The organism is Cupriavidus yeoncheonensis, assembly GCF_905397275.1.
GTDB classification, from domain to species: Bacteria; Pseudomonadota; Gammaproteobacteria; order Burkholderiales; family Burkholderiaceae; genus Cupriavidus; species Cupriavidus yeoncheonensis.
The window spans coordinates 21,217-47,135 of the sequence record NZ_CAJPUY010000034.1 but is presented as its reverse complement, the minus strand read 5'-3'; the positions used below and the strand labels follow the sequence as shown (position 1 = coordinate 47,135).

General features: G+C 67.3%; 24 protein-coding genes. 13 read left to right on the top strand and 11 right to left on the bottom strand.

The features are described from left to right. Positions 1–108: 108 nt before the first annotated feature. Together KHO22_RS30000 and KHO22_RS29995 are read right to left on the bottom strand one after the other, a co-directional pair. Positions 109–609 carry a transposase gene (locus tag KHO22_RS30000; RefSeq protein ID WP_211950816.1) on the bottom strand — a complete coding sequence of 167 codons (501 nt, stop codon included), beginning with the start codon at positions 607–609 and terminating at the stop codon, positions 109–111. A gap of 839 nt (positions 610–1,448) precedes the next feature. Next, positions 1,449–2,885: an amino acid permease gene (locus KHO22_RS29995; RefSeq protein ID WP_211950815.1), complete on the bottom strand. Its 1,437-nt coding sequence runs from the start codon at positions 2,883–2,885 to the stop codon at positions 1,449–1,451. A 311-nt stretch (positions 2,886–3,196) separates the two neighbouring features. Here KHO22_RS29995 and KHO22_RS29990 point away from each other — a divergent pair, with 311 nt between their 5' ends. The 3 genes from KHO22_RS29990 to KHO22_RS29980 all read left to right on the top strand — a co-directional run bounded on the left by KHO22_RS29990 (position 3,197) and on the right by KHO22_RS29980 (position 6,813). Then, on the top strand, positions 3,197–4,027 hold the full coding sequence (locus tag KHO22_RS29990; protein ID WP_211950814.1) for an IclR family transcriptional regulator: 831 nt from the start codon (positions 3,197–3,199) through the stop codon (positions 4,025–4,027). A 111-nt stretch (positions 4,028–4,138) separates the two neighbouring features. After that, positions 4,139–5,095 carry an AAA family ATPase gene (locus KHO22_RS29985; RefSeq protein ID WP_211950820.1) on the top strand — a complete coding sequence of 319 codons (957 nt, stop codon included), beginning with the start codon at positions 4,139–4,141 and terminating at the stop codon, positions 5,093–5,095. Then, positions 5,092–6,813 carry a cobaltochelatase CobT-related protein gene (locus tag KHO22_RS29980; protein ID WP_211950813.1) on the top strand — a complete coding sequence of 574 codons (1,722 nt, stop codon included), beginning with the start codon at positions 5,092–5,094 and terminating at the stop codon, positions 6,811–6,813. The genes KHO22_RS29985 and KHO22_RS29980 overlap by 4 nt, the downstream gene beginning before the upstream one ends. Before the next feature lie 57 nt (positions 6,814–6,870). On the opposite strand, the gene KHO22_RS29975 is transcribed toward KHO22_RS29980, so the two are convergent. The 4 genes from KHO22_RS29975 to KHO22_RS29960 form a co-directional block, all read right to left on the bottom strand. Beyond that, on the bottom strand, positions 6,871–7,218 hold the full coding sequence (locus KHO22_RS29975) for a 2Fe-2S iron-sulfur cluster-binding protein (RefSeq protein ID WP_211950812.1): 348 nt from the start codon (positions 7,216–7,218) through the stop codon (positions 6,871–6,873). A 35-nt stretch (positions 7,219–7,253) separates the two neighbouring features. Beyond that, positions 7,254–7,571 carry a ferredoxin gene (locus tag KHO22_RS29970; RefSeq protein WP_211950811.1) on the bottom strand — a complete coding sequence of 106 codons (318 nt, stop codon included), beginning with the start codon at positions 7,569–7,571 and terminating at the stop codon, positions 7,254–7,256. Between the two features lies 1 nt (position 7,572). Further along, positions 7,573–7,947, bottom strand: a complete 375-nt coding sequence (locus KHO22_RS29965; protein ID WP_211950810.1) for a 2Fe-2S iron-sulfur cluster-binding protein — start codon at positions 7,945–7,947, stop codon at positions 7,573–7,575. Positions 7,948–8,044: 97 nt separating this feature from the next. Continuing rightward, positions 8,045–9,583 (bottom strand): hypothetical protein, encoded by a 1,539-nt coding sequence (locus tag KHO22_RS29960; RefSeq protein WP_211950809.1) that lies wholly within the window; start codon positions 9,581–9,583, stop codon positions 8,045–8,047. Positions 9,584–9,942: 359 nt separating this feature from the next. On the opposite strand from KHO22_RS29960, the gene KHO22_RS29955 reads away from it, so the two are divergent. From KHO22_RS29955 to KHO22_RS29915, 9 genes are all read left to right on the top strand, one after another. Continuing rightward, entirely contained in the window at positions 9,943–10,875 is a 933-nt protein-coding gene (locus KHO22_RS29955; protein ID WP_211950808.1) for an ornithine cyclodeaminase family protein, read from the top strand. A gap of 276 nt (positions 10,876–11,151) precedes the next feature. After that, complete coding sequence (locus tag KHO22_RS29950; RefSeq protein ID WP_211950807.1) at positions 11,152–11,883, top strand: iron-containing redox enzyme family protein; 732 nt, start codon at positions 11,152–11,154, stop codon at positions 11,881–11,883. Between the two features lie 26 nt (positions 11,884–11,909). Next, positions 11,910–13,355 (top strand): aldehyde dehydrogenase family protein, encoded by a 1,446-nt coding sequence (locus KHO22_RS29945; protein WP_211950806.1) that lies wholly within the window; start codon positions 11,910–11,912, stop codon positions 13,353–13,355. A 27-nt stretch (positions 13,356–13,382) separates the two neighbouring features. Further along, the gene (locus tag KHO22_RS29940) at positions 13,383–13,862 is read left to right on the top strand and encodes a GlcG/HbpS family heme-binding protein (protein WP_211950805.1); all 480 of its coding nucleotides are present in this window, start codon (positions 13,383–13,385) and stop codon (positions 13,860–13,862) included. 49 nt (positions 13,863–13,911) lie between these two features. Next, positions 13,912–14,910, top strand: a complete 999-nt coding sequence (locus KHO22_RS29935; protein WP_211950804.1) for a 2Fe-2S iron-sulfur cluster-binding protein — start codon at positions 13,912–13,914, stop codon at positions 14,908–14,910. Positions 14,911–14,986: 76 nt separating this feature from the next. Next, positions 14,987–15,709, top strand: a complete 723-nt coding sequence (locus KHO22_RS29930; RefSeq protein ID WP_211950803.1) for a GntR family transcriptional regulator — start codon at positions 14,987–14,989, stop codon at positions 15,707–15,709. A gap of 309 nt (positions 15,710–16,018) precedes the next feature. Then, positions 16,019–16,195, top strand: coding sequence for a hypothetical protein (locus tag KHO22_RS29925; protein ID WP_211950802.1), 177 nt, complete (start codon positions 16,019–16,021; stop codon positions 16,193–16,195). Positions 16,196–16,467: 272 nt separating this feature from the next. Beyond that, entirely contained in the window at positions 16,468–17,964 is a 1,497-nt protein-coding gene (locus KHO22_RS29920; RefSeq protein WP_211950801.1) for an amidase, read from the top strand. 35 nt (positions 17,965–17,999) lie between these two features. Then, complete coding sequence (locus KHO22_RS29915) at positions 18,000–19,301, top strand: MFS transporter (RefSeq protein ID WP_211950800.1); 1,302 nt, start codon at positions 18,000–18,002, stop codon at positions 19,299–19,301. Positions 19,302–19,382: 81 nt separating this feature from the next. Here KHO22_RS29915 and KHO22_RS29910 read toward each other — a convergent pair whose 3' ends face one another. The 3 genes from KHO22_RS29910 to xsc all read right to left on the bottom strand — a co-directional run bounded on the left by KHO22_RS29910 (position 19,383) and on the right by xsc (position 23,076). Then, on the bottom strand, positions 19,383–20,153 hold the full coding sequence (locus KHO22_RS29910; RefSeq protein ID WP_211950799.1) for a sulfite exporter TauE/SafE family protein: 771 nt from the start codon (positions 20,151–20,153) through the stop codon (positions 19,383–19,385). Next, positions 20,150–21,187 (bottom strand): phosphate acetyltransferase, encoded by a 1,038-nt coding sequence (pta, locus tag KHO22_RS29905; protein ID WP_211950798.1) that lies wholly within the window; start codon positions 21,185–21,187, stop codon positions 20,150–20,152. The genes KHO22_RS29910 and pta overlap by 4 nt, the downstream gene beginning before the upstream one ends. A 122-nt stretch (positions 21,188–21,309) precedes the next feature. Beyond that, a complete protein-coding gene (gene xsc, locus KHO22_RS29900) occupies positions 21,310–23,076 on the bottom strand; it encodes a sulfoacetaldehyde acetyltransferase (protein ID WP_420839666.1) in 1,767 nt (588 codons plus the stop codon). 412 nt (positions 23,077–23,488) lie between these two features. On the opposite strand from xsc, the gene KHO22_RS29895 reads away from it, so the two are divergent. After that, complete coding sequence (locus tag KHO22_RS29895; protein WP_211950796.1) at positions 23,489–24,022, top strand: MarR family winged helix-turn-helix transcriptional regulator; 534 nt, start codon at positions 23,489–23,491, stop codon at positions 24,020–24,022. Between the two features lie 77 nt (positions 24,023–24,099). Here KHO22_RS29895 and KHO22_RS29890 read toward each other — a convergent pair whose 3' ends face one another. Together KHO22_RS29890 and KHO22_RS29885 are read right to left on the bottom strand one after the other, a co-directional pair. Beyond that, positions 24,100–24,624, bottom strand: a complete 525-nt coding sequence (locus KHO22_RS29890) for an aromatic-ring-hydroxylating dioxygenase subunit beta (RefSeq protein ID WP_211950795.1) — start codon at positions 24,622–24,624, stop codon at positions 24,100–24,102. 3 nt (positions 24,625–24,627) lie between these two features. Next, positions 24,628–25,917, bottom strand: coding sequence for an aromatic ring-hydroxylating dioxygenase subunit alpha (locus KHO22_RS29885; RefSeq protein ID WP_211950794.1), 1,290 nt, complete (start codon positions 25,915–25,917; stop codon positions 24,628–24,630). Positions 25,918–25,919: the final 2 nt, after the last annotated feature.

Here is a 25,919-nt window from a genome sequence, read left to right as displayed (position 1 = left end):
AGGTGCGCTCGTTCAGGCCTAGTTCCTCGCAAGCACTGGCTTGGCGCGCACCGCTCTTCACCGCTTCATCGATCAACGCAATGGCATCGCGGCGATCCGAGACGTTGATCAGTCCTCCTCGTCCCTTCCCCAGATCGCCTCGGCTTTTTTTCTCAGCACCAGCAGCGCCGCTGTCTCCGCCAGCGCCGCATTCTTGCGCTTGAGTTCGCGCTCCAGGTCGCGGATCCGCTTCTGGGCAGTCTCTTCCTCGCGGCGCTGCGCCAGGCCGGGCTTGGCCGGCGTCTTCGCGTTGGCCTGCTCACAGGCGGCGCGCCACTGCCGGATCTGTTCCGGCTGAATGCCCTTCCTGCGGCAATATTCGGACAGCTCAGCTTCACTCAGCGGCGCCGTCTCCAGCACCACCCGGAACTTGTCCGCGCTGGACCACTTGTCACTCTGTTTGCCGTTGCCAGGCACAACCCTTCCTTGCTCTCGAGCTTCGTTGCGCCAGGTACGCAGGCTCACTGTTGTGACACCCGTTTCCTTGGCCAGCTCCACAACCGATCGATTCAAGGGCGGCATCATCTGCTCAACCACCCACTCCTTATACTCCGCCGGATAGCCTTTCATCCTCCAACCGCTTCCGCCCTCCATTGTCCTTCATCGAAAGGCGGCGAGGCGACAACTATCCTGACATGGAGGGGAGCGACAGAAAGTAACCAAAGAACGCGTCGCCTGAGCGGCTGGCTATCAACGATGCGCTCCTTGTGTTCGAAGGGCGTTGGTCTCGCGAGATGTGGTTGCCCGTTCGACTCTGCTACGCCTAGTGAGTCAGAACCAGTGCCTGCGATAACCTGCTTTTGAACGATCCCCAAGTTGGACTCGGGTACAGCGTTCCAACAGCGCCAGCGGTGAGACGCCTACGGCTGCGCTGCGCGCGCGTCCTAGTCGCAATGCAAGGGGCGTCAATGTCGCTGGCGCGGTGCTTCCCGTCTCTTCTCGCCGCTCCCCCTATTACCCTGATTGTTTTCCACCGAGCCGCGCGCAGCGCAGCCGTAGGCGTCCCACCGATGGCGCGGTTAGCAGGGGCCACCAAGTAATCCGGGTTCGTTCATCCGACGTCTCTATCCTGATCATCTACGCGGCAGGCAGTCTGGCTATGCCCTGTACCGTCTTCACCCCATCGAGCCGTTCGTCGACCACGAAGACGCGTTTTTGCCTCCTTTTGCCGCTCGGGCAAAAGGAGGTCGCCGGCTACGCCGGCGAAACGGCAGCGCATGTCAAGAACAACGACCGGTCAAATCAAGACGCACCAGCCGGTCAAGAGCGCCAACTCCCGCTCAAATCAAAACCCTGCCGGCTACGCCGGCGAAACAGCCACGCTCGCCAAGGGCGAAAACCCAATCGTCACCACGAGCAAAAAGCGTGAAAGACAGCCTACCCCATCCCCACGCCAATGCCCATCCCCATCAATACTCATGCAGATCCGGCCGGGGCATCTCCGCTAGCGGCACGACCTGCGCCACGCCTCGCCGAAACAGATGCCGCACGATATAGGCCGATACCAGCAGCCCGAGGCTGGCGACCCCCAGCGCCAGCGGCGTGCGCTGATCGGGAATGAAGGCCATGGCCACCACGATCGCCAGCATGCCGAAGATCGCAAACCAGGTCAGGTACGGGTAGCACCACATCCGCACCTTGAGCAGGTGGGGCGCTTCACGCTCGAGCCGCGCCCGCAGCCGCAGCTGCGACACCGCGATCAGGATGTAGACGAAGATGGCAACCGTGCCATATGAGTTGACCAGGAAGGCGAAGACCTTGTCCGGCGATACATAGGACATCACTACCGCGCCGTAGCCGAACAGCGTGGCGACCAGGATGGCACGCGTGGGCACGCCGTTGCGGCTCACGCGGGCAAGGGCGCGCGGCGCATCGCCGCGGCGCGTCAGCGCGAACAGCATGCGCGACGACGCGTACAGGCCCGAGTTGAGCGCCGACAGCACGGCGGTCAGCACGATCGCGTTCATGATCTGCGCGGCTGCCGGGATCCCCATGACGTTGAGCGCGCTGACGTACGGCGTGGCGATGCCGGTGGCATTCCACGGCACCAGGCACACCACCAGCAGCACGGAACCGACGTAGAACACCAGCACGCGCGTGATGACCGAGTTGGTCGCCCGTGCCACGGCCTTCTGCGGCTCGGCGGTCTCGGCCGCGGCGATGGTGACGATCTCCGCGCCGAAGTAGAAGCCGGTCGCCGCGACGGCGCCGGTCAGCACCGGCACGATGCCGTTCGGCATGAAGCCGCCGTTCGCGGTCAGGTTGGACACGTTCAGGCCGTGGGCGCCGGGCGCCAGGCCCAGCACGTACACGCCCGCCACGAACAGGAACACCATGATCGCGGCCACCTTGATCGACGCGAACCAGAACTCGAACTCGCCGAAGGACTTGACCGAGATGAGGTTGGTGAGCGTGAGCATGACCAGCAGCACCAGGCTGATGATCCAGTTGGGCACGTCGGGCAGCCAGTAGCGCACCAGGTCCGCGCCTGCCACGGCCTCGAGCGCCACGACGATGACCCAGAAGTACCAGTACATCCACCCGGTCAGGAAACTGGCCAGGTTGCCGACGGCGGGGCGGTCGCTCCAGGCCTCGCGGGCGTATTCATAGAACGAGCCGCCGCCGGGCATGGCGCAGGCGAGCTCGCCGAGCATGCGCATCACCAGCACCACGAGCAGGCCGGTGATCAGGAAGGAAAGGACCGCGGCGGGACCGGCGGACTTGATGACGACGCCACTGCCGACAAAGAGGCCGGCGCCGATGACGCCGCCCAGGGCGATCATGGTCATGTGCCGCTGCTTGAGGCCGTGCGATAGCCCTGTCGAGGGCTGCGGTGTATGGGTCATGTTGTGTCTCCTGTACTGCTGACTGCTGTCTGTCAGCCGCCACGGCGTCTTTCTGTCTGTAATAGTCGGTCTGCGGGTAAATGCAGGCCGGTTGCCGTGGTCGGTCACCCCGTTTGCTGCGCGAGGGCGGTGGAAATCATCTGTGCATGGATCTGCGTCTCCGGGTTTACTTGTAAAACGGAACAGATTGTTCCGATAAATGTTTTTGTACTCGGAATGTAGGTCCTCCGCCGTCGAAGGTCAACCGGAAATTTCAAGAATTGATATGATTTGTATCTGAAACTGAAACTTGACTATGATGGGAGCCAGGCATGAACGAATTGCGTCTTGCCAAGAGCGATGCCAAGCCTGACGGCGACACGCCGGCGCTGCGTCTCTTTGGCCTGCTGGAAGTCATTGCCACCAAGGATCACGCCTTCAACCTGCAGGCGCTGGTGGAGGAAACCGGCCTGCCCAAGCCCACGCTGCACCGCATGCTGCAGCAGCTCGAGGCGGCCGGCATGGTCCAGCGCAACGGCGACGGCCGCCACTACGGCACCGGCCTGCGCCTGCGGCGGCTGGCGGAAAACCTGTTGCTGAACAACACCTCGCACGGCGCGCGCCACATGGTGCTGCGCAAGCTGGTGGAAGAGGTCGGCGAAAGCTGCAACCTGACCGCGTTTTCGAGCGGCGAGGTGCTGTACCTGGACCGCGTGGAGACGGCGGCGCCTCTGCGGTTCTACCTGCACCCGGGCTCGCGCGTGCCGGCGCACTGCTCGGCCACGGGCAAGCTGTTCCTGGCGCAACTGGCGCCGGCGCAGCGGCAGCGCCTGCTGGCGCACGCGGAGCTGGAACGCTACACGGCCAATACGCTGACCGACCACGTGGCGCTGGAAGCGGAAATCGAACGCGTGAAGCGTGACGGCTACGCGATGGATGACGAGGAATTCCTGCCCGGCCTGCTGTGCATCGGCGTGCTGGTGCCGGCGGTGGATGGCGGGAAATCCAACCTGGGGCTGGCGCTGCAGGCCCCGGTGATGCGCGTGACGCACGAGAAGGCGCGGCAGATGCTGCCGGCACTTCAGCGGGCGGCGAAGGCGCTGGCGGCCATCGAGGCCGAGAGCGGCACGGCCTGGGGCGGCGGCGCGGACGAGGACGAGTAGGGCAGCGGGCGACGCCGGCTCCCGGCCTGTGCTGCTGTCCGCGCAAACAAGGACAAGCAAGCAAGAGAGGAGCACGACGTGACGCAGAAGGAATTTGGCAGGCCGGACCGCATGGTGCCGGTGCGCAGCCTGTTCGGCATCGATTCCGGCCTGATGGTGCCGGCGTTCAGTGAGCGCGATGACCATGTGCCGGAAATCGACCCGGCCTACCGCTTTCAGCCCGAGGTGACGCTGGCCATCCTGTCCGGTTTCATGCGCGAGCGGCGCGTGATGGTGCAGGGGCTGCACGGCACCGGCAAATCGACCCATATCGAACAGGTCGCCGCGCGCCTGAACTGGCCGTGCGTGCGCGTGAACCTCGACGGCCACATCAGCCGGCTCGACCTGGTCGGCAAGGATGCCATCGTCATACGCGACGGCCAGCAGGTCACCGAGTTCCAGGAAGGCATCGTGCCGTGGGCGCTGCAGCGGCCCGTGGCGCTGATCTTCGACGAATACGACGCGGGGCGGCCCGACGTGATGTTCGTGATCCAGCGCATCCTGGAGCGCGACGGCAAGTTCACGCTGCTGGACCAGAACCGCGTGATCCATCCGCATCCGTCGTTCCGCCTGTTCGCGACCTCGAACACGGTGGGCCTCGGCAACCTCAACGGCCTGTACCACGGCACGCAACTGCTCAACCATGCGCAGATCGACCGCTGGAACGTGGTGGCCACGCTCGACTACCTGCCGCATGAGGAAGAGGCCGGCATCGTGCTGGCGCGCGTGCCGGAACTGGACCATCCCGACGGCCACGCGCAGGTCGATGCCATGGTGGCGCTGGCCGCGCTCACCCGCCGCGGGTTTGCCGCGGGCGATGTCTCGGCGCTGATGTCGCCGCGCACGGTGATCAGCTGGGCGGAAAACTGCCAGATCTTCCGCGATCCGGCGCTGGCGTTCCGCCTGACCTTCCTGAACAAGTGCGACGAGGCCGAGCGTCCCGTGGTGGCGGAGTACTACCAGCGCTGCTTCGGCCACATGCCTGGCGAGGCGGCGGGACAGCCGGCCCAGTCGGAGCCGGCGCAATGAACGCGGCGGCGGCCGCGCAGCGGCTGCGCCGTCGCCAGCGCCAGGATGCGCTGTCCGGTGCCGCCGTGCGCGCGCTCACCGGCGACGCGGCGCTGCACTTCCGCGACGGCCGGCTCTGGCGAGCGATGCGGCCGGTGCCGCAGCATGCGCCGCACCTGCGCACCGATCCGGACACCGACAGCGCAGCCTGCCTGCGCGGCGCCGCGGATGGCGCCGCGCTGCGCCACGCGCATTCCGATCCCGCGCTGCACCGCAGCCTCTGTCCGGCCGACCCGGTGGAGCGGCTTTTATTCGAGCTGCTGGAGCAACTGCGCTGCGAGTCCCGCCTGCCGCGCGGCATGGCCGGGGTGGCGGCCAACCTGCGCCATCGCTTCCTGGCTTGGTCGCGCGCGTTTCATCGCTCGGGCCTGACCGAGGGCCAGCTCGGCATCCTGCTCTACACCGTGGCGCAAGTGGCATGGTCGCGCCTGAGCGGCGAGCCGGTGCTCGATGAGACCGAGGACCTGATCGAGGCCACGCGTGCGGCCATCGTGCCGGTGCTGGGCACGTCGCTGGCGGGATTGCGCGCGCATCGCCATGACCAGGCCGCGTTTGCCGTGCATGCGCTGGCACTGGCCCGCGTGGTCGCGGAGATGGTCCGCAGCGAAGCGCCGCATGCGGGCGAGGATGACGACAGTGCCGCGTCCGCCGCGCGCGCCGGGTTTGCACTGTGGCTCGATTTCGAAGAAGAGCGCGTGGAAGACTTCGCCCTCGCCGACAGCGGCCACAGCCGGGTGCTGGCCGAGGCCCGCGACGGCTACCGCGTCTTCACCACGCGCTACGACCGCGAGGTGCGTGCCGCGACGCTGGTGCGGCGCGCCTTGCTCGACGAGTACCGCGCGCAGCTCGACGCCCGCATCGCGCGGGCCGGCGTCAACGTGGCGCGCCTCGCGCGCCGGCTGCGTGCCGCGCTGGCGCAGCCGCGCGTGGACGGCTGGTCCTTTGGCGAGGAGAGCGGCCGCATCGACGGCCGCCGGCTGGCGCAGCTGGTCACCTCGCCCGCCGAGCGCCGCCTGTTCCGCCAGGAAGCGTACCGGGCCCATGCCGATTGCGTGGTCGGCTTCCTGGTGGACTGCTCCGGGTCGATGAAGGCGCGGTCCGAGCCGCTGGCACTGCTGCTCGACCTGCTGACCCGGGCGCTCGACCAGGCCGGTGTCGCCACCGAGGTGCTGGGCTTCACGACCGGTGCCTGGAACGGCGGGCGCGCCCGCGCCGAATGGCTCGCGCGCGGCCGGCCCGCGCATCCGGGCCGCCTCAACGAAACCTGCCACATGGTGTTCAAGGACGCTGCGCGAAGCTGGCGCCGAGCCCGCACCGACATCACGGCCTTGCTCAAGGCCGACCTGTTCCGCGAAGGCGTAGACGGCGAGGCCGTGGAGTGGGGCTGCGCCCGCCTGCATGCGACCGGCAAGGCGCGCCGCATCCTGCTGGTGGTGTCGGACGGCAGCCCGATGGATACGGCCACCGGCCAGGCCAACGACGCCTGCTACCTCGACAACCACCTGAAGGCGGTGGTCGCGCGGCACGCGGCGCTGCGCGACGTCGAGGTGCTGGGGCTTGGCGTCGGGCTGGATCTCAGCCCCTACTACCGCCATGCATTGGCACTGGACCTGTCGCAGCCGGTGGATACGGCCATGCTGGACGAGGTGGCGGATTTGCTGGCGGCGCGGCGGCGGTAGGCCGGGCCGCCTGCTTTCGCCTGCTTTCGCCTGCTTTCGCCTTTTCTTCGCCTGCGCTCAGAGGCTCGGCGAGCACTCGCTCGGCGCGGCGGCGGTGTTCGCCGTCCCGCGCGCCGCTTCGCGCGGCTGCCACGACACGGCGATATCGCCGCGGATAAAGGTCTGGCAGGCCAGCCGGAAGCCGCCCGCGAGTTCGTCTTCGGTCAGCAGCTTCTTTTCCTTCGGCTTGACCGTGTCCGTATGCTCGCGGCCCGCTTCGATGCGGCACTTGCAGGTACCGCACAGCCCGCCGCCGCACTTGAAGGGAATGCCCCCCTGTTCGCGCAGGGACACGCGCAGCAGGTTGCTGTCGGCCGGCGCGCTGACCGTCTTGCCTTGGTTGGTGAGAAAGGTGATCTGGATCATGGCGATAAATGGTTGCGCGGCAAATGACGGGGCGATCAGGACAGTCCGCTCACGGCGACGGGCGCGGGCACGAGCGTGATGTCCATGGTGCCGAAGCGGGCCAGCTCGCGCAGCGCGGCGCGGGCGGCCTCCAGCGTGGCGTACTTGTCGAGGAATTTGGTCGACACCAGGTTGACGCTGCCGGACGGCGTTTCCTCCAGCACGCGCACCTTGGTGTCGGCGGCGAGTTCGGCAATGACGAAGCGCGCCGTGCGCTTGCCGTAGAAGACGTAGTCGTACGCCTCCACTGCGGTCATGCCATCGGTGGGCTCGGTGCGGAACTGGCCGGGGCGGCTCGTGAGCAGGACGAACATGTCAGGCGTCCACGCCTTCGGTGGTCACGGCGGCCACCGTGGTCACGGCCACGGTGCCGGCGGCAACCGGTGCCGGCGCGGGCAGATCGTCCTGGGCCAGTTCGATGTCGTGCTCGATCCAGAGCTGGCAGGCAAGCCGGTAGCCCTGTTCGAGCCGCTCGCCGAGCTGCTTCTTCTCTTTCCAGTTGGGCGGCGGCAGGTGCTCGGCACCGGCGATCACGCGGCAGGCGCACTTGGAGCACTTGCCCATGCCGCACTCGTAGCGCAGGTTGGGGTAGGGAAACTGGCGTATGCCCGCGCGGACGACCAGGTTGGTCTGCGGCTTGACCTCGTCGGTGAAGGTCTGGCCCTGCTTGTGGAAGGTGATGGTCGGCATGGTTCGGATCGTGCTGGCCGGATGCCGCCGCGAGAGCGGCTTCCGGCCGGATTCAGAAATGTTGGGGAGTTCTCCTGCGCGGTGCTGCCTCGGCCATCTACGACCACAGCAGCATCGCGGCCACCGTCGAGCACGCCAGTCCGATCAGGACCGGCATCAGCAGCGCGCGCACCGCTTCGAGCACCGGCACCCGGGCAAAGCCCGCCACCGCGATCAGCGACGACCAGGCCACCAGCGTGCCGCCGCCGGTCCACACGGCGCCCATCTGGCCGACCGCCGCCAGCGTGGCGGGGTCGAAGCCGACCACCGGGCCGAGCGCGCCGGCCAGCGTGCCGGTCAGCGGCAGGCCCGCGAAGCCGGAGCCGTCGATGCCGGTGATCATGCCGACCAGCAGCACGCCGAAGGCGACCAGCACATGGTTGTCCGGGATGGTGTGCTGGTAGGCCTGGATCAGCTCGAACAGCAGGCTCGGCGCCTGGCCCGGCGGCAGGCCGAGGATGTGCGCAGCGGTCTCGCCGGCACCGACGAAGAAGAAGCCCGCGATTGGCAGCACCGAGCCCATCGCCTTGAAGGCAAAGACAAAGCCGTCGGTGATGTGCTCCGGGCACACGTCGAGCATGCGGCGCGGGCCTTCCGCGGCCAGCGTCGCCAGCATCATCAGCACGGCCGCCACGCCGCCGACCAGCGCGGCCGCGTCGCCGCCCTTGAGGTCCTGCACGCCGGTACCGAACTTCGGCATCACCATGATGGCGACCACCGCGAGGAAGGCGAGGGGCGTCACGATGGCGAAGCACTTCGACCACTTCACGCGGCGCCGGGCCACCATCGACAGGCTGGCCTCGATGTTGCTGTCGGTGGCCAGCGGCTCGGCATGGGCCGTGCCGCGCGCAATCTCGGCCTTGTCAAAGGTGCCGCCGCCCTCGGCCGCCACCGCGGTACCGCCGGCGCGCGCCTGCCAGCGGTCGAGCAGGGCGCCACTGGCCGGCACGATGTGCTTGCGCATCGACAGATAGCCCAGGCCCAGCGCGATGCAGCCGGTGATGATCGACAGCGCCAGCGCGCGGTCGGCCACCACGGCGGCGCTTACCGCCGCGCCGGCGGCCTTGGCGCTGATGCCGGGCGCCACCCCGATCACATAGTCCGACGACAGGGCCATGCCCTGGCCCGCGATGGCGATGGCCATCGCCCCCGCCAGCGGTGGCAGCCCCGCCGCGATGGCCGCCGGCAGCAGGATGGCCGACACCAGCGGCACGGCCGGCGTCGGCCAGAAGAACAGCGAGATGACGTAGGTGATGCCCGCCAGGATGAAGAAGGCCGAATGCCCGTTCTTCATCACCATGCGGAAGGGCTCCACCATGCGGATGTCCGAGCGCAGCGTCTTGAGCGCATTCAGCAGCGCCGTCATGAACGCGATCACCAGGAAGATATTGAACAGTTCCCTGGCGGCAACCAGGCTGGCGGAGAACACTCCCCCCAAGGCCGAGACCGGGCTTCCGGTCAGGGCAAAGACGACGAGGGCGGTGCCGACGATGGACGGCACCACGACATTGGCGCGCAGGATCATCGTCAGCACGATGACTGCTACCCCTGCCAGATAAATCCAGTGCGCTGCACCGATCACGACATGTTGCGACATGAAAACTCCCTGGGGGCGGAAGGGGTTGTGGGGGCGGTTCCCGTCGGAACAGGAAGCACGTTGGTATACTATATTCCGACGTGTCACTGCGCCAAGCAGATTTTCATCAGGATTTACGCGAACTCCGGTGTGGTGCATGTTGCCCAGGTGCCGCACAGATGTTGGGATTGTGGCTTCCCAGGCGCTCTCGCGATGGTGCATCGATCGTTAGTGTGAATTGCGGGCGGTCGGTCTGCTATGTAGACTGTATACCGTTAATCAGCGAGGTCACCTCGGATACCAGCATGAGACATGCCTGGAACCACGAACCGGCCTACCGCTTCTCCTGAAGATTTCTCCAACCCACCAGCGGAGTACCCATGCAGCACATCACAGACGCGATGATCGACGCCCACGTCAGCCCCGAAGATGCCCGGCAGGTCATGGAAGCGGCCTTCGCCAGCTTCGGCCGGGGCGACGCGGCGATGCAGGAGCGCATCCGCACCGAGGCGGGCGGCGTCAAGCTGTCCACGCTGGGCGCCGTGATCCCGCAGCAGGGCGTGGCGGGGGCCAAGGTCTATACGACGATCAACGGCCAGTTCTCGTTTGTCATCCTGATCTTCTCGACGGAGGACGGCAGGCCGCTCGCCTCGTTCGACGCAGGCGCCATCACGCGCCTGCGCACGGCCGCGTGCACCACGCTCGCGGCGCAGCGGCTCGCGCGGCCGGGCGCGCGCACGCTGGCGCTGTTCGGCGCCGGCACGCAGGGCGTGCAGCACGCGTGCCAGCTTAGCGCGACGCTGGGGCTGGAGCGCATCCTCGTGTCGGACCCGCATGCCGATGCCGGCATGCCCGCGCGGCTGGCCGGGCAATGCGGCATCCCGGTCGAACTGGCCGAGCCCGATGCCGCCGTGGCGCAGGCCGACATCGTCGTCACCGCCTCGCGCGCCACCACGCCGCTGTTCGCCGGCGCTTCGCTGCGGCCGGGAGCGTTCGTGGCCGCCATCGGCTCCAGCCTGCCGCATACGCGCGAGCTGGACGACACCGCGCTGCGCCGCGCCGCCGCCGTGGTGGTCGAGTGGCGCCCGCAATCCACGCGCGAGGCCGGCGACATCGTGCTGGCCGATCCCCAGGCGCTGCCGGCGGAAAAGATCGTCGAGCTAGGCGACGTCGTGCTCGGCAAGGTGTCGCCGCGCCAGCGGGACGACGACATCGTCATCTACAAGTCGGTCGGTGTCGGTCTGGAAGACGTGGCGCTGGCGGGCTTCGCGTGGTCGCGGATGGCCGGCGCGGCCGGGCTTCGCGCCGCCTGAGCGCCACCTGAGCGCCACCTGAGCGCCACCTGAGCGCCACCTGAGCGCCACCTGAGCGCCACCTGAGCGCCACCTGAGCGCCACCTGAGCGCCACCTGAGCACCATCGCCAAGCCCTGCGCCGGGTAAACCCCGGCGTGATGAGTCAACAAAGCGCTTGCCGTCGGTGATGATATGTATATAGTATACAATCATGCCGAAGCGATCGATAACCTAGCGATCCAGGCATGCCGACCCACTCCGAATCGCCCCACATCCGCCAACAGGAGCCCCCGTCATGGCCGAACTGATGAACCGCGAAGTATTCCGAGCCGCCCTTGAAGAAGCCATCAAGGGCAAGAGCGCCAATAAGGCGCCGTTCAGCGTAGCCTGGGCCAGCGGCAAGCTGACCCGCGCCCACCTCGCACGCTGGGCCGAGAACCACTACCACTACGTCGGCCCGTTCGCGGATTACCTGGGCTACATCTATGCCCGTACGCCGGACCGGTATACCGAAGCCAAGGACTTCCTGCTCGCCAACATGTACGAGGAGGAGATCGGCGGCGACCGCCACACCGACCTGCTGATCCGCTTCGCCGAAGCCTGCGGCACCACCCGCGAGCGCGTGATCGATCCGGACAATATGTCGCCGACCACCCGCGGCCTGCAGGCCTGGTGCTACGCGGTGGCCATGCGCGAGGACCCGATCGTGGCGGTGGCCGGGCTGGTGGTCGGGCTGGAATCGCAGGTGCCTTCGATCTACCGCAAGCAGACCCCGACGCTGCGCGACAAGTACCAGTTCACCGACGAGGAGGTCGAGTTCTTCGACCTGCATATCGTCTCGGACGAGATCCACGGCGAGCGTGGCTACCAGATCGTGCTCGAGCACGCCAACACGCCCGAGCTGCAGCAGCGCTGCCTGAAGATCTGCGAGATCGGCGCGCAGATGCGGCTGCTGTACACGACGGCGCTCTATCACGACTACGTCGAGAAAGAGCTGCCGCTGCCCGAACTCGAGATGGCTGCCTGAGCCGCGCCGCGCAAACCGGACCGACGATGAACGTATTCCTCAACCATATCGACGGAGAATGGACGGCCTGCCAGTCGGGCCGGACCTTCGACAACGTCAACCCGGCCGACGCCGGCGACCTCGTGGGCCGCTTCCAGTCGTCGTCGGCGGTGGACGCGCAGGCGGCCGTTGCCGCGGCGGCGGCCGCTTTCGCCGGCTGGAAGAAGACCCCGGTCGGCAAGCGTGCCGCGGTCCTCAACCGCGCTGCCGACCACCTCGAAGCCAATGCCGACAGCATCGCGGCCGAGCTGACCCGCGAAGAGGGCAAGGCCCTGGCGCTGGCCCGCGACGAAGTCCTGCGCTCGGCCCAGACGCTGCGCTTCTACGCCGTGGAAGGGCAGACCTTCACCGGCGAAGTGTTCCCCAACGACGACCCGGACCAGCTCGTCTACAGCCAGCGCGAGCCGCTGGGCGTGGTGACGGTGATCGCGCCGTGGAACTTCCCGGTGTCGATCCCGGCCCGCAAGATCGCCCCGGCACTGGTGACCGGCAATACGGTGGTGTTCAAGCCATCGTCCGAGGCGCCGCTGTCGGGCTACCGGCTAGCCGAGGCGCTGATCAAGGCGGGGCTGCCCAAGGGCGTGCTGAACTTCATCACGGGCAGCGCGGCCGAGATCGGCGCGGCAATCACCGAGGCGCCGCCCGTGCGGGCGATCTCGTTCACCGGCTCGTCGCGTGCCGGCGAGCAGATCCACCGCGCGGTGCCGATGACCACCCGCACCCAGATGGAACTGGGCGGCAAGAACCCGCTGATCGTGATGGAGGATGCAGACCTCGACCGCGCGGTCGACCTGACCATCAAGGGCGGCTTCTCGCTGTCCGGGCAGGCTTGCACCGGCACCAGCCGCGTGCTGGTGGCGGAGTCCGTCAAGGCCGCGTACACCGAGCGGCTGCTGGCGAAGGTGGCTACCCTCAAGGTCGGCAGCGGCATGACGGCCGGGATGGACCTGGGGCCGCTGGCCTCGCACAAGCAGCTCGAAACCGTGCTGCGCTACATCGAGATCGGCAAGTCCGAGGCAACGTTGCTGTGCGGCGGCGAGCGGCTGACGGGCGGCGACTTCGACAAGGGCTTCTACGTGGCGCCGACCGTGTTCACGGACGTGACGCAACCGATGCGGATCGCGCGCGAGGAGATCTTCGGGCCGGTGATCGCCATCCTCGGCTTCACCGACTACGCCGATGCCATCGCCAAAGCGAACGACACCGAGTATGGGCTGGCCGCGGCCATCGTCACCAGCAACCCGCGCTACATCCACCACTTCGCTACGGACATCGAGGCCGGCACGGTCAAGGTCAACCGCACCACCACCGGCAATCTCGTCAACGCGCCGTTCGGCGGCCTGAAGCGGTCGAGCACGTCGACGTTCCGCGAGTCGGGCCGCACCGGGCTGGAGTTCTATACGCAGATCAAGACGGTCTACCGGGGCGCCTGAGTCCCACCGTCGCAAGGAGTCACAGACATGAAGAAAGCCATCAAGCTGGAACTGCGCGAGGCGCGCCACATGGTCGCCGCGGCCATCCGCCGCTCCGAGGAAATCGGCGTGCTGGAGTCGATCTGCGTGGTCGACGAGGGCGGCTATCCGCTCGCGCTGGAGCGCATGGACGGCGCCCGCATCACCGGGCCGCAGATCGCCTGGAACAAGGCGTTCACGGCCGCCGGCCACAAGCGTTCCACCCACCTGTTCACCACACCGCCCAACGGGCCGGCGCTGCCGGGCAACGAGGCGTTCGGCATCCAGTGGAGCTTCGAGGGCAAGTTCGCCGCGTTCGTGGGCGGCTTCCCGATCGTGGTCAATGACGAGGTGATCGGCGGTATCGGGCTGTCGGGCGGCAACGGCGAGCAGGACACGCAGGCCGGCGTGGCCGCGCTGCAGGCGCTGGCGGAACTGCTGGCGCCCCAGGACCTGAAGGTGCTGGTACAGGCCGACATCAAGAAGTAACGAATAACGGCAGGCGCAACGCCATCCATCACCCTTGCGCGGAGGTTCCATGTCGTACCGCATCCAGATCGCCGAGACCCAGCAGGTCTTTTTTGTCGAACGCGGCGAGACGCTGCTGCAGGCCGCGGGGCGCGCCAGCGTCGCTTTGCCGCACGACTGCCAGCTCGGCGGCTGCGGCACCTGCCGCATCCGCCTGCTCGACGGGCAGGTGCGGTATGACGAGGAACCGTTTGGCCTGGCGCCGGACGAGGCCGCCGCCGGCTACGCGCTGGCCTGCCAGGCGCAGCCGCTGGGCGACCTGGTCATCAGCACCGCGCGCGAGGACGAGGCGTGCGCCGAGCCGGCGCGGCACCGCGCGGTGGTGCGCGGCGTGCGGCCGTTGTCGGCGGACGTGCTGCATGTCGAGCTCGAATTGCCGGATGCCGGCGCACTCGACTATCGCCCGGGCCAGTACCTGAAGCTGGTGGCCGGCGACGGGCCGGCGCGCAGCTTCTCGATGGCTTCGGTGCCGAGCGCGGGGCGGGTCGATCTGCACGTGCGCCGCATCCCGGGCGGCGCCTTCACGGATGGCGTCCTGCCGCGGCTGAAGGCGGGGGATGGCATCGATGTGGAACTGCCGCTCGGCAACTTCTTCTACCGGGCCAGGGATTACCGGCCCTTGCTGATGGTGGCCACCGGCACCGGGCTCGCGCCGATCAAGGCGATCCTCGAATCGCTGATGGACGATCCCGACTGCCCGCCTGTGTCGCTGTACTGGGGCATGCGGCAGCCCGATGACTTGTACCTGCACGCCGACATCCCGGCCTGGGGAGAGCGGCTTTATGACTTCCAGTACGTGCCGGTACTGTCCCGCGCGGGCGAAAGCTGGCAGGGGCGGCGCGGCTACGTGCACGACGCGGTGCTGGCCGACCTGGGCGATCTCAGTGAACACGCCATCTACCTGTGCGGGTCGCCGAACATGATCCATGACGCCCGCGCCGCATTCATCGCGCGCGGCGCCAGTCCGGACTACCTCTACGCGGACAGTTTCACCTTCCAGCACTATTGATAAGACATTGCGGTATACAGCAGAAGGCGTGGTATACAATGGCGGCCAGACCGTCCGCCTTCGCTTCCGCCGACCCATGGCCCTTACCTCGCCCACTGCCTCGACTGCTCCGACTGCCGGGCCGCTCAGCCTCGGCGCCAGCCATTCGCCGCTGTTCGCCCTTGTCACCGACAAGCTGCGCGAAGGCATCCTGAACGGCCAATACGCACCGGGCGAACGGCTGGTGGAAAACAAGCTGTCGGCCGAACTGGGCGTGTCGCGCATTCCGGTGCGCGAGGCGCTGCGCGCACTGGCCAGCGAAGGCCTGGTGCTGATCGAGCCGCGCCGCGGCGCGTCGGTGGCCAGCCTGTCGCCGGTGATTGCGCGCGAGATGGTGGAGGTGCGCGCCACGCTGGAAGGCCTCAACGCCAAGCTGGCCGCGCAGCGCCGCGACCCGGCGCTGATCGCCGAGCTGGAGGCGGTACTGCGCCAGGGCATGGACGCGGCCGCACAGGGCCGCGCGGATGAGTTGCTCGCGCTCAACAGCCGGTTCCACGAAGTGCTCGGCACCATTGCCGCCAACAGCGTGTTGCAGGAAATGATGCGGTCGCTGCGCGAGCGCACCGCCGTCCTGTTCGGACCCGCGAACGTGGTACGCGCGCGCCAGAACTGGGACGAGCACGCCCAGATCCTGCAGGCCGTGATCGCCGGCGACGCCGATCTCGCCGCCTTGCTGGCGGCGCGCCATGTCTACAGTGCCGCCAAGGCGGCCGATCTGCCGGTCGAAGGGCCGGGCGGCGCGCAAGTCCAGGCCGCCTGAAGCCGGCTTCCCCAGGCCATCGCGGCCATCCTGGCGCCTCATGCAGCGCTTCAGCGGCGCTTCAGCGGCGCTTCCCGGGGCGCGGAACACATGGCCCCTGAAGCGGGCAATTCGCCTGTTCTGCCGATCCATTCAGGATCCGGCGATCCGACGACTATAGTGGAATCAGCATCCGCGCCCTGACGGCGCAATCCCCATTGTCCAGGTCTGCCATTGCATGCCCGGCAACAGTGCATTGCGCCCCGCTTTATGGCGCACTGCACCAACGCTGTGTATACTGTAGCCAATCTTATTCAATTGGGATTTACCATGAAGTCGCCCGAGCAACGTTATCTCTCGCAACCCGTCGGCCAGCAGCTGCTGCGCTACTACGCGGCGCGCGACGCGGTACGGCATGCGACGCCGCTGCTGCCCTTGCGCCTGCGGGATATCGGCCGGTTCTTCCGCGCGCTGACTGGCCACGCGCCCCGCCGCCATCACTGCTGATCCGGTCTCGTCCTAGCCGGATCGACCGGCCGCCACGGTCCTGCGTGGCGGCTAACGCCTTCCTGGCAGGTGTTCTGCCTGCCACTTTCCTCCCCCGAAAGCCTCTGTTCTTCCTGACGCCATCGCGCGCCAGCGTCATGTCTCGCCCAGAATCGTCTTGCCGTTCGTGAAAGACTGAATATAGTATACCGAAACACATCGCAGTCCTCCCGTAGTCTCTCCCAACGCCCCCACCGTGCACTGCCAGCACGGATGACAACAAAGGAGTCGACGTGAACCTGCCCGACCGGAGCACAGCCGGCCTTGCGCCGTTGTGGAAGATGGCGCAATGGCTGGCCGCCGGGGAAGTATCGGCGGTGGAACTGGTGGAGTCTTGCGAGACTGCCTGGCACGCGTGGCATGGCGTGATCAACGCGCTCGTGCTGTCGGACTTCGGCGCCGCCCGCGCCGCCGCGCAGGAAAGCGACAGGCGCCGTCGCGCGGGACAGGCGCGCGGGGTCCTGGACGGCGTGCCGTTCTCGATCAAGGAATCGTTCGACGTGGCCGGCTGGCCGACCACCTGCGGCAACCCGGCCCTGCGCGGCCACGTGGCCCGGCGCGATGCCGTGGTGGTGCAGCGCCTGCGCGAGGCCGGGGCCATCCTGCTCGGCAAGACCAACGTCCCGCTCGGCCTGCGCGACTGGCAGAGCTACAACGACATCTACGGCACCACCCGCAATCCGCACGACCCGTCGCGTACCCCGGGCGGCTCGTCCGGCGGGAGCGCGGCGGCCGTATGCGCCGGCTTGTCGGCGTTCGACGTGGGCTCGGATATCGGCTCCTCGCTGCGCAACCCGGCCCACTACTGCGGGATCTTTTCCCTCAAGCCGAGCCATGGGCTGGTGCCGCTGGCCGGCCACGGGACCGGCCCGGCCAGCTTCGGCGAGCAGGACATCAACGTGGCCGGCCCGCTGGCCCGCAGCGCACTCGACCTCGAACCCGTGTTGCGCGCCATCGCCGGCCCGCACGGCGACCCCGCGCGGGCATACCGGCTCGAACTGCCCGCCTGTCCGCACCGCCGGCTGGCCGATTTCCGCATCGCCGTGCTGCCGACCCATCCGCAGGCCGAGGCCGACGGCGAGGTCGCCGCGCAGATCGAGCAGCTTGGCCACTGGCTGGCGCGGCAGGGCGCGCGCGTGGACTGGCACGCCCGGCCGGACTTCGACGCCGCCGAACTGTGGCACGCCTACGTGACGCTGCTGCGTGCGACCACCGCGGTCCACATGGACGACGCGGCCTATGCCGATGCGCTTCACCGTGCCGCCCATACGGCCGCGGGCGATGCTTCCTACGCGGCGCTGCAGTACACGGGGGCGACGCTGAACCATCGCGACTGGCTGCGCCTGCAGGCTTCGCGCGAACGTTTCGCGGCCGCGTGGCGCCGTTTCTTCACCGACCATGACGTGCTGCTGTGCCCGGCCGCGGCCACGACCGCTTTCGCGCTGGACGAAGCGGGCGAGCCATGGACCCGCATGCTCACCGTCAACGGCCATGCACGGCCCATGACTACGCAGCTGTTCTGGGCCGGCCATTCCGGTTTGTGCGGGCTGCCTTCCGCGGTCGCCCCGATCGGACCGGGGAAGGGCGGCTTGCCAGTCGGCGTGCAGATCGTCGCTGGCCGCTACCAGGATCTCACCGCCTTGCGTTTCGCGTCCCTGCTCGAAGAGGCTGGGCACGCTTTCCGGCCACCGCCGCGGCCGTCCATGCCGCCGGCGGACCACCACCACTAAGCCACACACACCATCACACACCACAGGGAGGGATCATGTTTGACTGGTTCCGTGATTTGTCGCGCATGGAGCGCAAGGGCTTCTATGGCGCTTTCCTCGGGCATGCGGTCGACGTGTTCGACTTCATGATCTATTCCTTCCTCATCTCCACGCTGCTGGGGCAGTGGGGCATGAGCAAGTCGACCGCCGGCGCCATCGTCACGTGGACGCTAGTGTCGTCGCTGGTGGGCGCCATCGGGGCCGGCATCCTGGCCGACCGCTACGGCCGCGTGCGGGTGCTGCGCTGGACCATCATCGTGTTCGCCTTCGCCTGTTTCCTGTGCGGGCTGGCGCAGTCGCCGGAGCAGCTGATGCTGTTCCGCATGATCCAGGGCCTGGGCTTCGGCGGCGAGTCGTCGCTGTGCATGGTGCTGGTGACGGAGATGATCCGCAACCCGGCGCACCGCGGCAAATACTCGGGCTTCACCGCCAGTAGCTATTCCTTCGGCTGGGGCGCGGCCGCCATCGTCTACGCGCTCGCCTTCAGCCTGCTGCCGGCGGAGACGGCCTGGCGCGTCTGCTTCTTCCTCGGCATCCTGCCGGCACTGGTGGTGATCTACCTGCGCCGCAACCTGGAGGAGCCCGAGATTTTCCTGAAGAGCCGCGCGGCCGGCGGGCAGGGGACGGCGCTGTCGGGGCTGGGCCGGCTGTTCCGCGGCCCGCTGCTGTCCAGGACCCTGCTGTGCAGCCTGCTCTCCGGCGGGATGCTGGGCGCGTACTATGCCATCGCCACCTGGCTGCCGACCTTCCTCAAGACCGAGCGCGGCCTGTCGGTGTTCGGCACCAGCTCCTATCTGGCGGTGACGATCATCGGGTCGCTGATCGGCTATGTGGCGGGCGCCTACGCCACCGACCGCTGGGGCCGCCGTCTGACCTACATCGTGTTCGCGGCGGGGGCCTTCGTGGCCGCGCTGGTCTACATGGTGATCCCGGTGTCGAATACCTCGATGCTGTTCCTCGGCTTCCCGCTGGGGATCCTGATGCAGGGCGTGTTCGCGGGCATCGGCGCGACGATCTCGGAGTCCTTTCCCAACGATATCCGCGCGACGGGATACGGGGTGTCCTACAACGCCGGCCGGGTGATCGGCTCGCTGTTCCCGCTGTCGGTGGGATGGCTGAGCTCGGGACGCACCTCGCTGCCGATCGCGATCGCCATTGTCGCCGGGGTTGGCTACGCGATGGTCGTGATGGCGGCGATGCTGCTGCCCGAAACCACCGGGATGGATCTCGGGCAGGCCGGCGGCGGCGAGGAGCAGGACGTGGCGCCGCTGGCGCAACCTGCGGGGACGGTGGCCTGAAGGTTCGCGAGTTGGTAGCGGAAGGGTCGCGGCAGGCGCGAGGCGGGCGCCCTGCCGCGGCCATATGGTGCGCGGCGGGGCTCAGCCTATCTGGCTAATGAGTGCCGGCACCATCAGGCTCGCGCCGATGCCCATCAGCACGCCGAACGCGATGCGCCGCGTGGTGGTCGCGGAGAACGGCGGCGGAAAGCGCCGCCCCAGCAGCGTGGCGAGCACCACCACCGGCACGCCGATGGCGGCCTGGAGCCAGATCTGCCCGTCAAGCTGGCCCTGCCAGGCCGAGAAGAGGGTGCGCACGCTGGAGGTCACGGTAAAGACCAGGATCAGCGCGCAGCGGATCTCCACCGGCTTCATGGGCTGGCGGTAGAACTGGAAAATCAGCGGCGGGCCGGACACGCCGAACATGCCGCTCAGCAGGCCGCCGAAGATGCCGCTGACGAGAAAGCTGCCGTCGCCGGAGCGGCGCGGCAGCGGCTCCGGCCGCAGCGCCGCGCTCAGGCCGCCATACAAGATCACCGCGCCCAGCAGGATCTGGAGCAGCGTGGCCGCGGTGCTGCTGAGATAGTCGAGCAGCATCACGCCGGCGACCACCGAGGGAAGAATGCCGATGGCCGCGGCAAGCACCGCCCGCCAGTCGATATGCTGCATCTTGCCGGGCAGCGCGCAGGCACTGTTGGCCAGCGTCACCAGGCTCACCACGGCCGCGACCGTGGCGACCGGGGCCAGGCCCAGTCCGCTCGTGGCGCCCATCACGATCATGCCCAGGCCAAAGCCTGTCACCGTCTGAAAATACGTTCCCGCGCCAAGCAGGGCCTGCAGGCCCAGCACGGGTATCAACAATTCCAGCTTCATGCTGCCGCCTGTTCTCCGGAGGGTGTCTGCTGCGCCGAAGCGGCTTGCGCCTGCACCACGGTGACAGCGATGACATGGAACACGTCTTCCGCGCTGCATCCGCGCGACAAATCATTGGCGGGCTTCCTGAGCCCCTGCAGCATCGGGCCGATGGCCTTGGCGCCGCCGAGCCGCTCGGCGAGCTTGTAGCCGATGTTGCCGGCTTCGAGGTTGGGAAAGACCAGCACATTGGCGTGGCCGCCGACCTGCGAGTGCGGGATCTTGCGTTCGGCAATTTCCGCGACGATGGCGGCGTCGAGCTGTACGTCGCCATCGATGGCCAGGCCGGGGCGCTGCGCACGCACACGCTCCGTGGCCGCGACCACCTTGTCGACCGCGGCGTGCCTGGCGCTGCCGCAGGTCGAGAACGACAGCATGGCCACGCGCGGATCCTCATGCAGCAGCGAGCGCGCGCTATCGGCCGCGGCCATGGCGATTTCCGACAGTTCCTCGGCATCGGGATTCACGACCAGCCCGCAGTCGGAGAAGATCAGTCCGCCCTTGAGCGCGTGGAAGGGCTCGCACAGCATCATCAGGAAGAAGCTTGACACCAGCCGGAAGCCGGGCGCCAGCCCGATCAGCTGGATGGCCTGGCGTACCACGTCCGCAGTGGTGTGGACCGCGCCCGCCACCGAACCATCGGCATGGCCCTGCCGCACCATCAGGTTGGCGAAGCACAGCGGGTCGAGCACGGCCTGCCGGGCCTGGTCCAGGGTCATGCCCTTCTTCTGGCGCATGGCGTAGAGCGCCTGCGCGAACGAGGGCGCCAGTGCCGAAGCGGCCGGGTCGACGATGCCCATCCCATCCAGCGCGATGCCTTGCGCTTGCGCGGCGGCGGCGATCCGCCCGGGGTTGCCCACCAGGATGACCTGCGCGATGCCCTCGCGCGTCGCCCGCCCGGCGGCCTGCAGGATGCGCGGGTCTTCGGCCTCGCACAGGACGATGCGACGGGGCGCGGCGCGCGCGCGGTCGATGATGCGGAGGATGGGTTTCATGGTGGCGTGGCTCGGCAGGACTGAAAAAAGGGCCAGCGACTTGCGCTGTGCCCTTGGTGTTCTTCCCACTCCCGCAAGCGGGAGTGGGGTACCCAATCGCTAACGAAAGGGCGCAGCTTCGATCAGACGTAGTCCTTGTACTTGTCCAGGTAGCGCACCGGCTTGGACAGCGCGTCGCGGCGGAACGGATCGCCGAGTTCACGCGTGCACAGGACCTCGATGATCGTGGTCTTGCCGTGGTTCATCTGCAGGTCGATGGCGCGCTTGAGTGCCGGGCCCACGTCCTCGAGGCGATCCACGACGATGCCTTCCGCGCCCATCGCCTTGGCGATTTCGGCAAAGCTCTGGTTGTCGAGCTCGCCCGCGACGAAGCGGCGGTTGTAGAAGTCCACCTGGTTCTTCTTCTCCGCGCCCCACTGGCGGTTGTGGAAGACCACGGCCGTCACCGGGATGTTGTGGCGCACGCAGGTCATGGTTTCCATCAGGCTCATGCCCCAGGCGCCGTCACCGGCGTACGAGACGGCCGGGCGGTGCGGCGCGGCGACCTTGGCGCCGATGATGGTCGGGAACGCGTAGCCGCAGTTGCCCCAGCTCATCGCCGCGAAGAAGCTGCGCGGCTTCTCGAAGCGCAGGTAGCTGTTGGCAACCGAGTTGATGTTGCCGATGTCGGTGGAGACCATCACGTCGGCCGGCATGGCTTTCTCAAGCTCGCGCAGGACCTGGCGCGGGTGCAGGTAGGTGCCGCCGTTGAAGGTGCGCTCGTTCTTCTGCTCCTCGATCATGTCCAGGCTGTATGGGTCGCGCTCGTGCGTCCAGTCGTCCAGTTCCTTTTCCCACGCGGCCTTCTCGCTGGCGATTTCCGTGGCGCGGGCGTCGCGGCTGCTGTCGCAGGCGAGCGTGCGGCCGGCCAGGCGCTGCGTGAGGGCGATGGCGGCGGCCCTGGCGTCGCCGCAGATGCCGACCGAGATCTTCTTCACCAGGCCCAGCATCTTGTGGTCGGCGTCGATCTGGATGATCTTCGCGTTCTTCGGCCAATAGTCCATGCCGTGCTGCGGCAGCGTGCCGAACGGCCCCAGGCGCGAGCCCAGCGCGATCACCACGTCGGCGCGCGAGATCAGCTTCATCGCCGCCTTCGAGCCCTGGTAGCCCAGCGGGCCGCACCACAGCGGGTGGCTGGCGGGGAACGAGTCGTTGTGCAGGTAGCTGTTGACCACCGGCGCGCCCAGGCGCTCGGCCAGTGCCTTGCATTCCTCGATCGCATCGGCCATCACCACGCCGCCGCCCGAGATGATCACCGGGAACCTGGCCTGGGCCAGCAGCTCGGCGGCCTCGTTCAGGCTCTGCTCGCCGCCGGGGCCGCGGTCCAGGCGCTGCGGCTTCGGAATCTCGGCGGTGATCTTGCCGTAGAAGTAGTCACGCGGGATGTTGAGCTGGGTCGGGCCCATCTCGGCCAGGGCGCGGTCGAAGCAGCGGCCGGTGAACTCGGCCATGCGCTGCGGGTGGGTCACGTGGCCCTGGTACTTGGTGAACTCCTGGAACATCGGCAACTGCTTGGCTTCCTGGAAACCGCCCAGGCCGATGCCGGTGGTGCCGGCCTCGGGGGTGACGATCACGACCGGGCTGTGGGCCCAGTACGCGGCAGCGATGGAGGTCACGCAGTTGGAGATGCCCGGCCCGTTCTGGCCGATCACCACGCCATGCCGGCCCGACACACGGGCGTAGCCGTCGGCCATGTGGCCCGCGCCCTGCTCATGCACCACCGGGATCAGGCGGATGCCGGCCGGCGCGAAGATGTCCATGGCATCCATGAAGGCGGAGCCCATGATGCCGAACATGTCGGTGACGCCGTTGGCCACCATGGTTTCCACGAACGCTTCGGACGGCGTCATGGTCTGGGGGCCGGCCGGCACCTGGGTCTCGGTGGCCGAGCCACCAGAAACGGCGGGGTGCGAAGTCGTGTCGAGGTCGCGCATGGGTGTCTCCTGTGTGACGTAATAAAGTGGAACTATTCGTTCCGGAAAATTGTTGTTGGAGGAAATGTAGGCGGAAGACGGCGCTTGGTCAATAGAAAGTTTTATTTTTTGGAATGTATGAAGCGAAAAAACGAGACAAATCCAATTAAAAGTGCTGATTAAGTATCAAATGGGGCGCTTGTGTGGGAGTCCCGGCACTGCGAAAGCCGGTCCGGCCGCGCGCTGCTTCCCTGGACGAGCCGGGCCGAACCGGAAGATGTCTGGACAAAGCCCGTTCCCATCCGCCCTTCCTATATACTTTCAGTGTGCTAACAAACTGGTGAGTGATATGCCTCCAAGAGCAAGGCGCGGTGCAGCCGTGGATGACAGCGCGGCAGTGCCGGCGCTAGGGGCGGAGAGTGACCCGGCCAAGGACCTGCTGTGGGCGCGACCGGGCTTCCTGGTGCGGCGTCTGCACCAGATCCATGTCGCGATGTTCTTCGAGGAGTGCAAGTCGCCCAACATCACGCCGGTGCAGTACGCGATCCTGACGGTGTTGTCGGTGCTGCCCGGACTGGACCAGACCTCGCTGGGCCAGGAGGTGGGACTGGACCGCACCACCACGGCGGATGTGGTGCGGCGGCTGGAGGAGCGCGGCCTGGTGGAGCGCCGGGACAATCCGGCGGACCGCCGCACGCGGCATGTCTACCTGACCAAGGAGGGCAAGAGCGTGGTGACGGCCTTGCGCGCCGACATGGCGCGGGCGCAGGAGCGCATGCTGGCACCGCTGAAGCCGGCGCAGCGTGAAGTGTTCATGGAACTTCTGGCCACGCTGGTGGAGGCGAACAACCAGTACAGCCGTACGGTATTGCGCAGCATGTAGGGCGGCGGCGACGGCGGCGGTAAAACGACAAGGACGACAAGGCGGGCGCAAGGCCCGCCTTGTGTTTCCGGTCTGGCTCAGACTGGATAGACCAGATCGTTCGCGATGATCGTCGTGTCGTAGATCACCTGGCGTTCACGCAGCAGCAGCCCGCTTGCCGAGCGCTGGAAGCGGTCGTGGTAGGTGCCGGCCATATGCATGGTGGTCGGGCCTTCCACCAGCGTCTGCAGCAGCAGGAAATTGGCCTGCGCGAGGATGCCGCCGTCCGCGGCCTCGTCGATCACGCGCGTATTGGTCACCAGGTGCAGGTTATAGCGCGGCGCGAACATCTGCGTGTTGGCAATGGCCGCGGCGCGGTCGCGCATCATGCCGATGCCCTCGGCATACACGAGCCCCACCGGCAGGTTCAGTTCGGCGTTCTCGCGCGCGGTGATGCGGTAGAGCGCATCGTCGGTGAAGAACCGCGGCCACTGCTCGACCAGCCCGGCGTCGAGCACCGCGCAGTATTCCGCATGGAAGTTCTCGATCTCCAGGCGCAGTTCGATGGCGCGCGCGGTGCCCAGCGTGCTTTCGCGATAGACGGCGTAGTGCATCGGTTTCATCGTTCAGAACCCCATCACGCTGCGGTAGTACTGGTACATGGCGCGGATCGCCGATTCCGAGATCAGCGAGTTCGACGTGCCCACATGGTTGGCATCGAGCTTGAGCACATTGACGTCGGTGGTCGAGCGGCGCAGGCCTTCCTGCACGAACTTCATGGCTTCGTTGTCCTCCAGGCCCAGGAAGCCGGCCGGCCCCATCAGGTTGCCCTGGCGCAGGCGGTGCTGGGTCATTTCCTCGGTGTCGTCCTCGTAGCCGAACATGGTCCACAGCATCAGCATGCTGTCCGGGCCGTTGGGGACGATATGGCGCACGCCCAGCGTATTCATCTCGCGCTGCACGATCAGGTTCGGCCAGATGGTCTGCATGGTGACCGACCACGGCGAGTCGAACTCCTTCACGTACTCCAGGAAGCGCTCATCCTCCAGGCGCATGCCTTCGTGGTAGGAGCGCATTTCCTTCTTGTTTTCGTCGCTGACGGCCGCATACTTGTCTTCCTTCTTGGCCGATGCCATGGTGCCGTGGCGGCCATGCACGGGGTCGGCGATCATGGCCGAATCGTTGCCCGCCACCAGCAGGCCGAACACCACCAGGAACGAGTGCAGCAGCGTGGCGTGGTACGGGTCCTTCAGGTTCTCGTGGTACATCTTCCAGTTGCACGGCAGCTCGTTCTTGTAATACCCGAGCACCTTGAGCGGCTTGCCGTTGAACACCACGTCGAAGTCCTTGAGGATCTCCGGCGTCATGTATTCCTCGAGGCTTTCCATGTCGTTCGCGTACGAGGCGAAGATCACGCCGTTGCGCGTGGCCACGTTCAGCTTCACCAGTCCGTGGTCTTCGTTGCGGAAGTCCTTCGGCATGCCGCCCGCGCGGTTCACGCCGCGCTTGAACGGCACGCCCTGCAGGTTACCCTTCAGGTCATAGGACCACTGGTGATAGGGGCAGACGAATTCCTTGGTATTGCCCTGGCTGTGGCGGCAGAACTCGGCGCCGCGGTGCGCGCAGCGATTCTCGAAGACGTTGATCGAACCGTCCTGCGCGCGCGAAACCACTACGGGCGTGGCGCCGACATAGGAGCGCTTGAAGTCGCCCGTGTTCGGGATCTCCGCTTCCAGCGCCACATAGTTCCACGAGCGGCCGCGGAAGATCTTGTCGAGTTCCAGGTCGTAGACGGACTGGCTCGTGTACACCCAGTCCGGAATGTAGTGCAGGCCGTCTTCGGGCCAGCGGCAGTCGGCCAGGCCGGTGTCCTTGCGTCCCAGCTTGTGCTGGATCACCGCTTGTGTCTGGTACATGG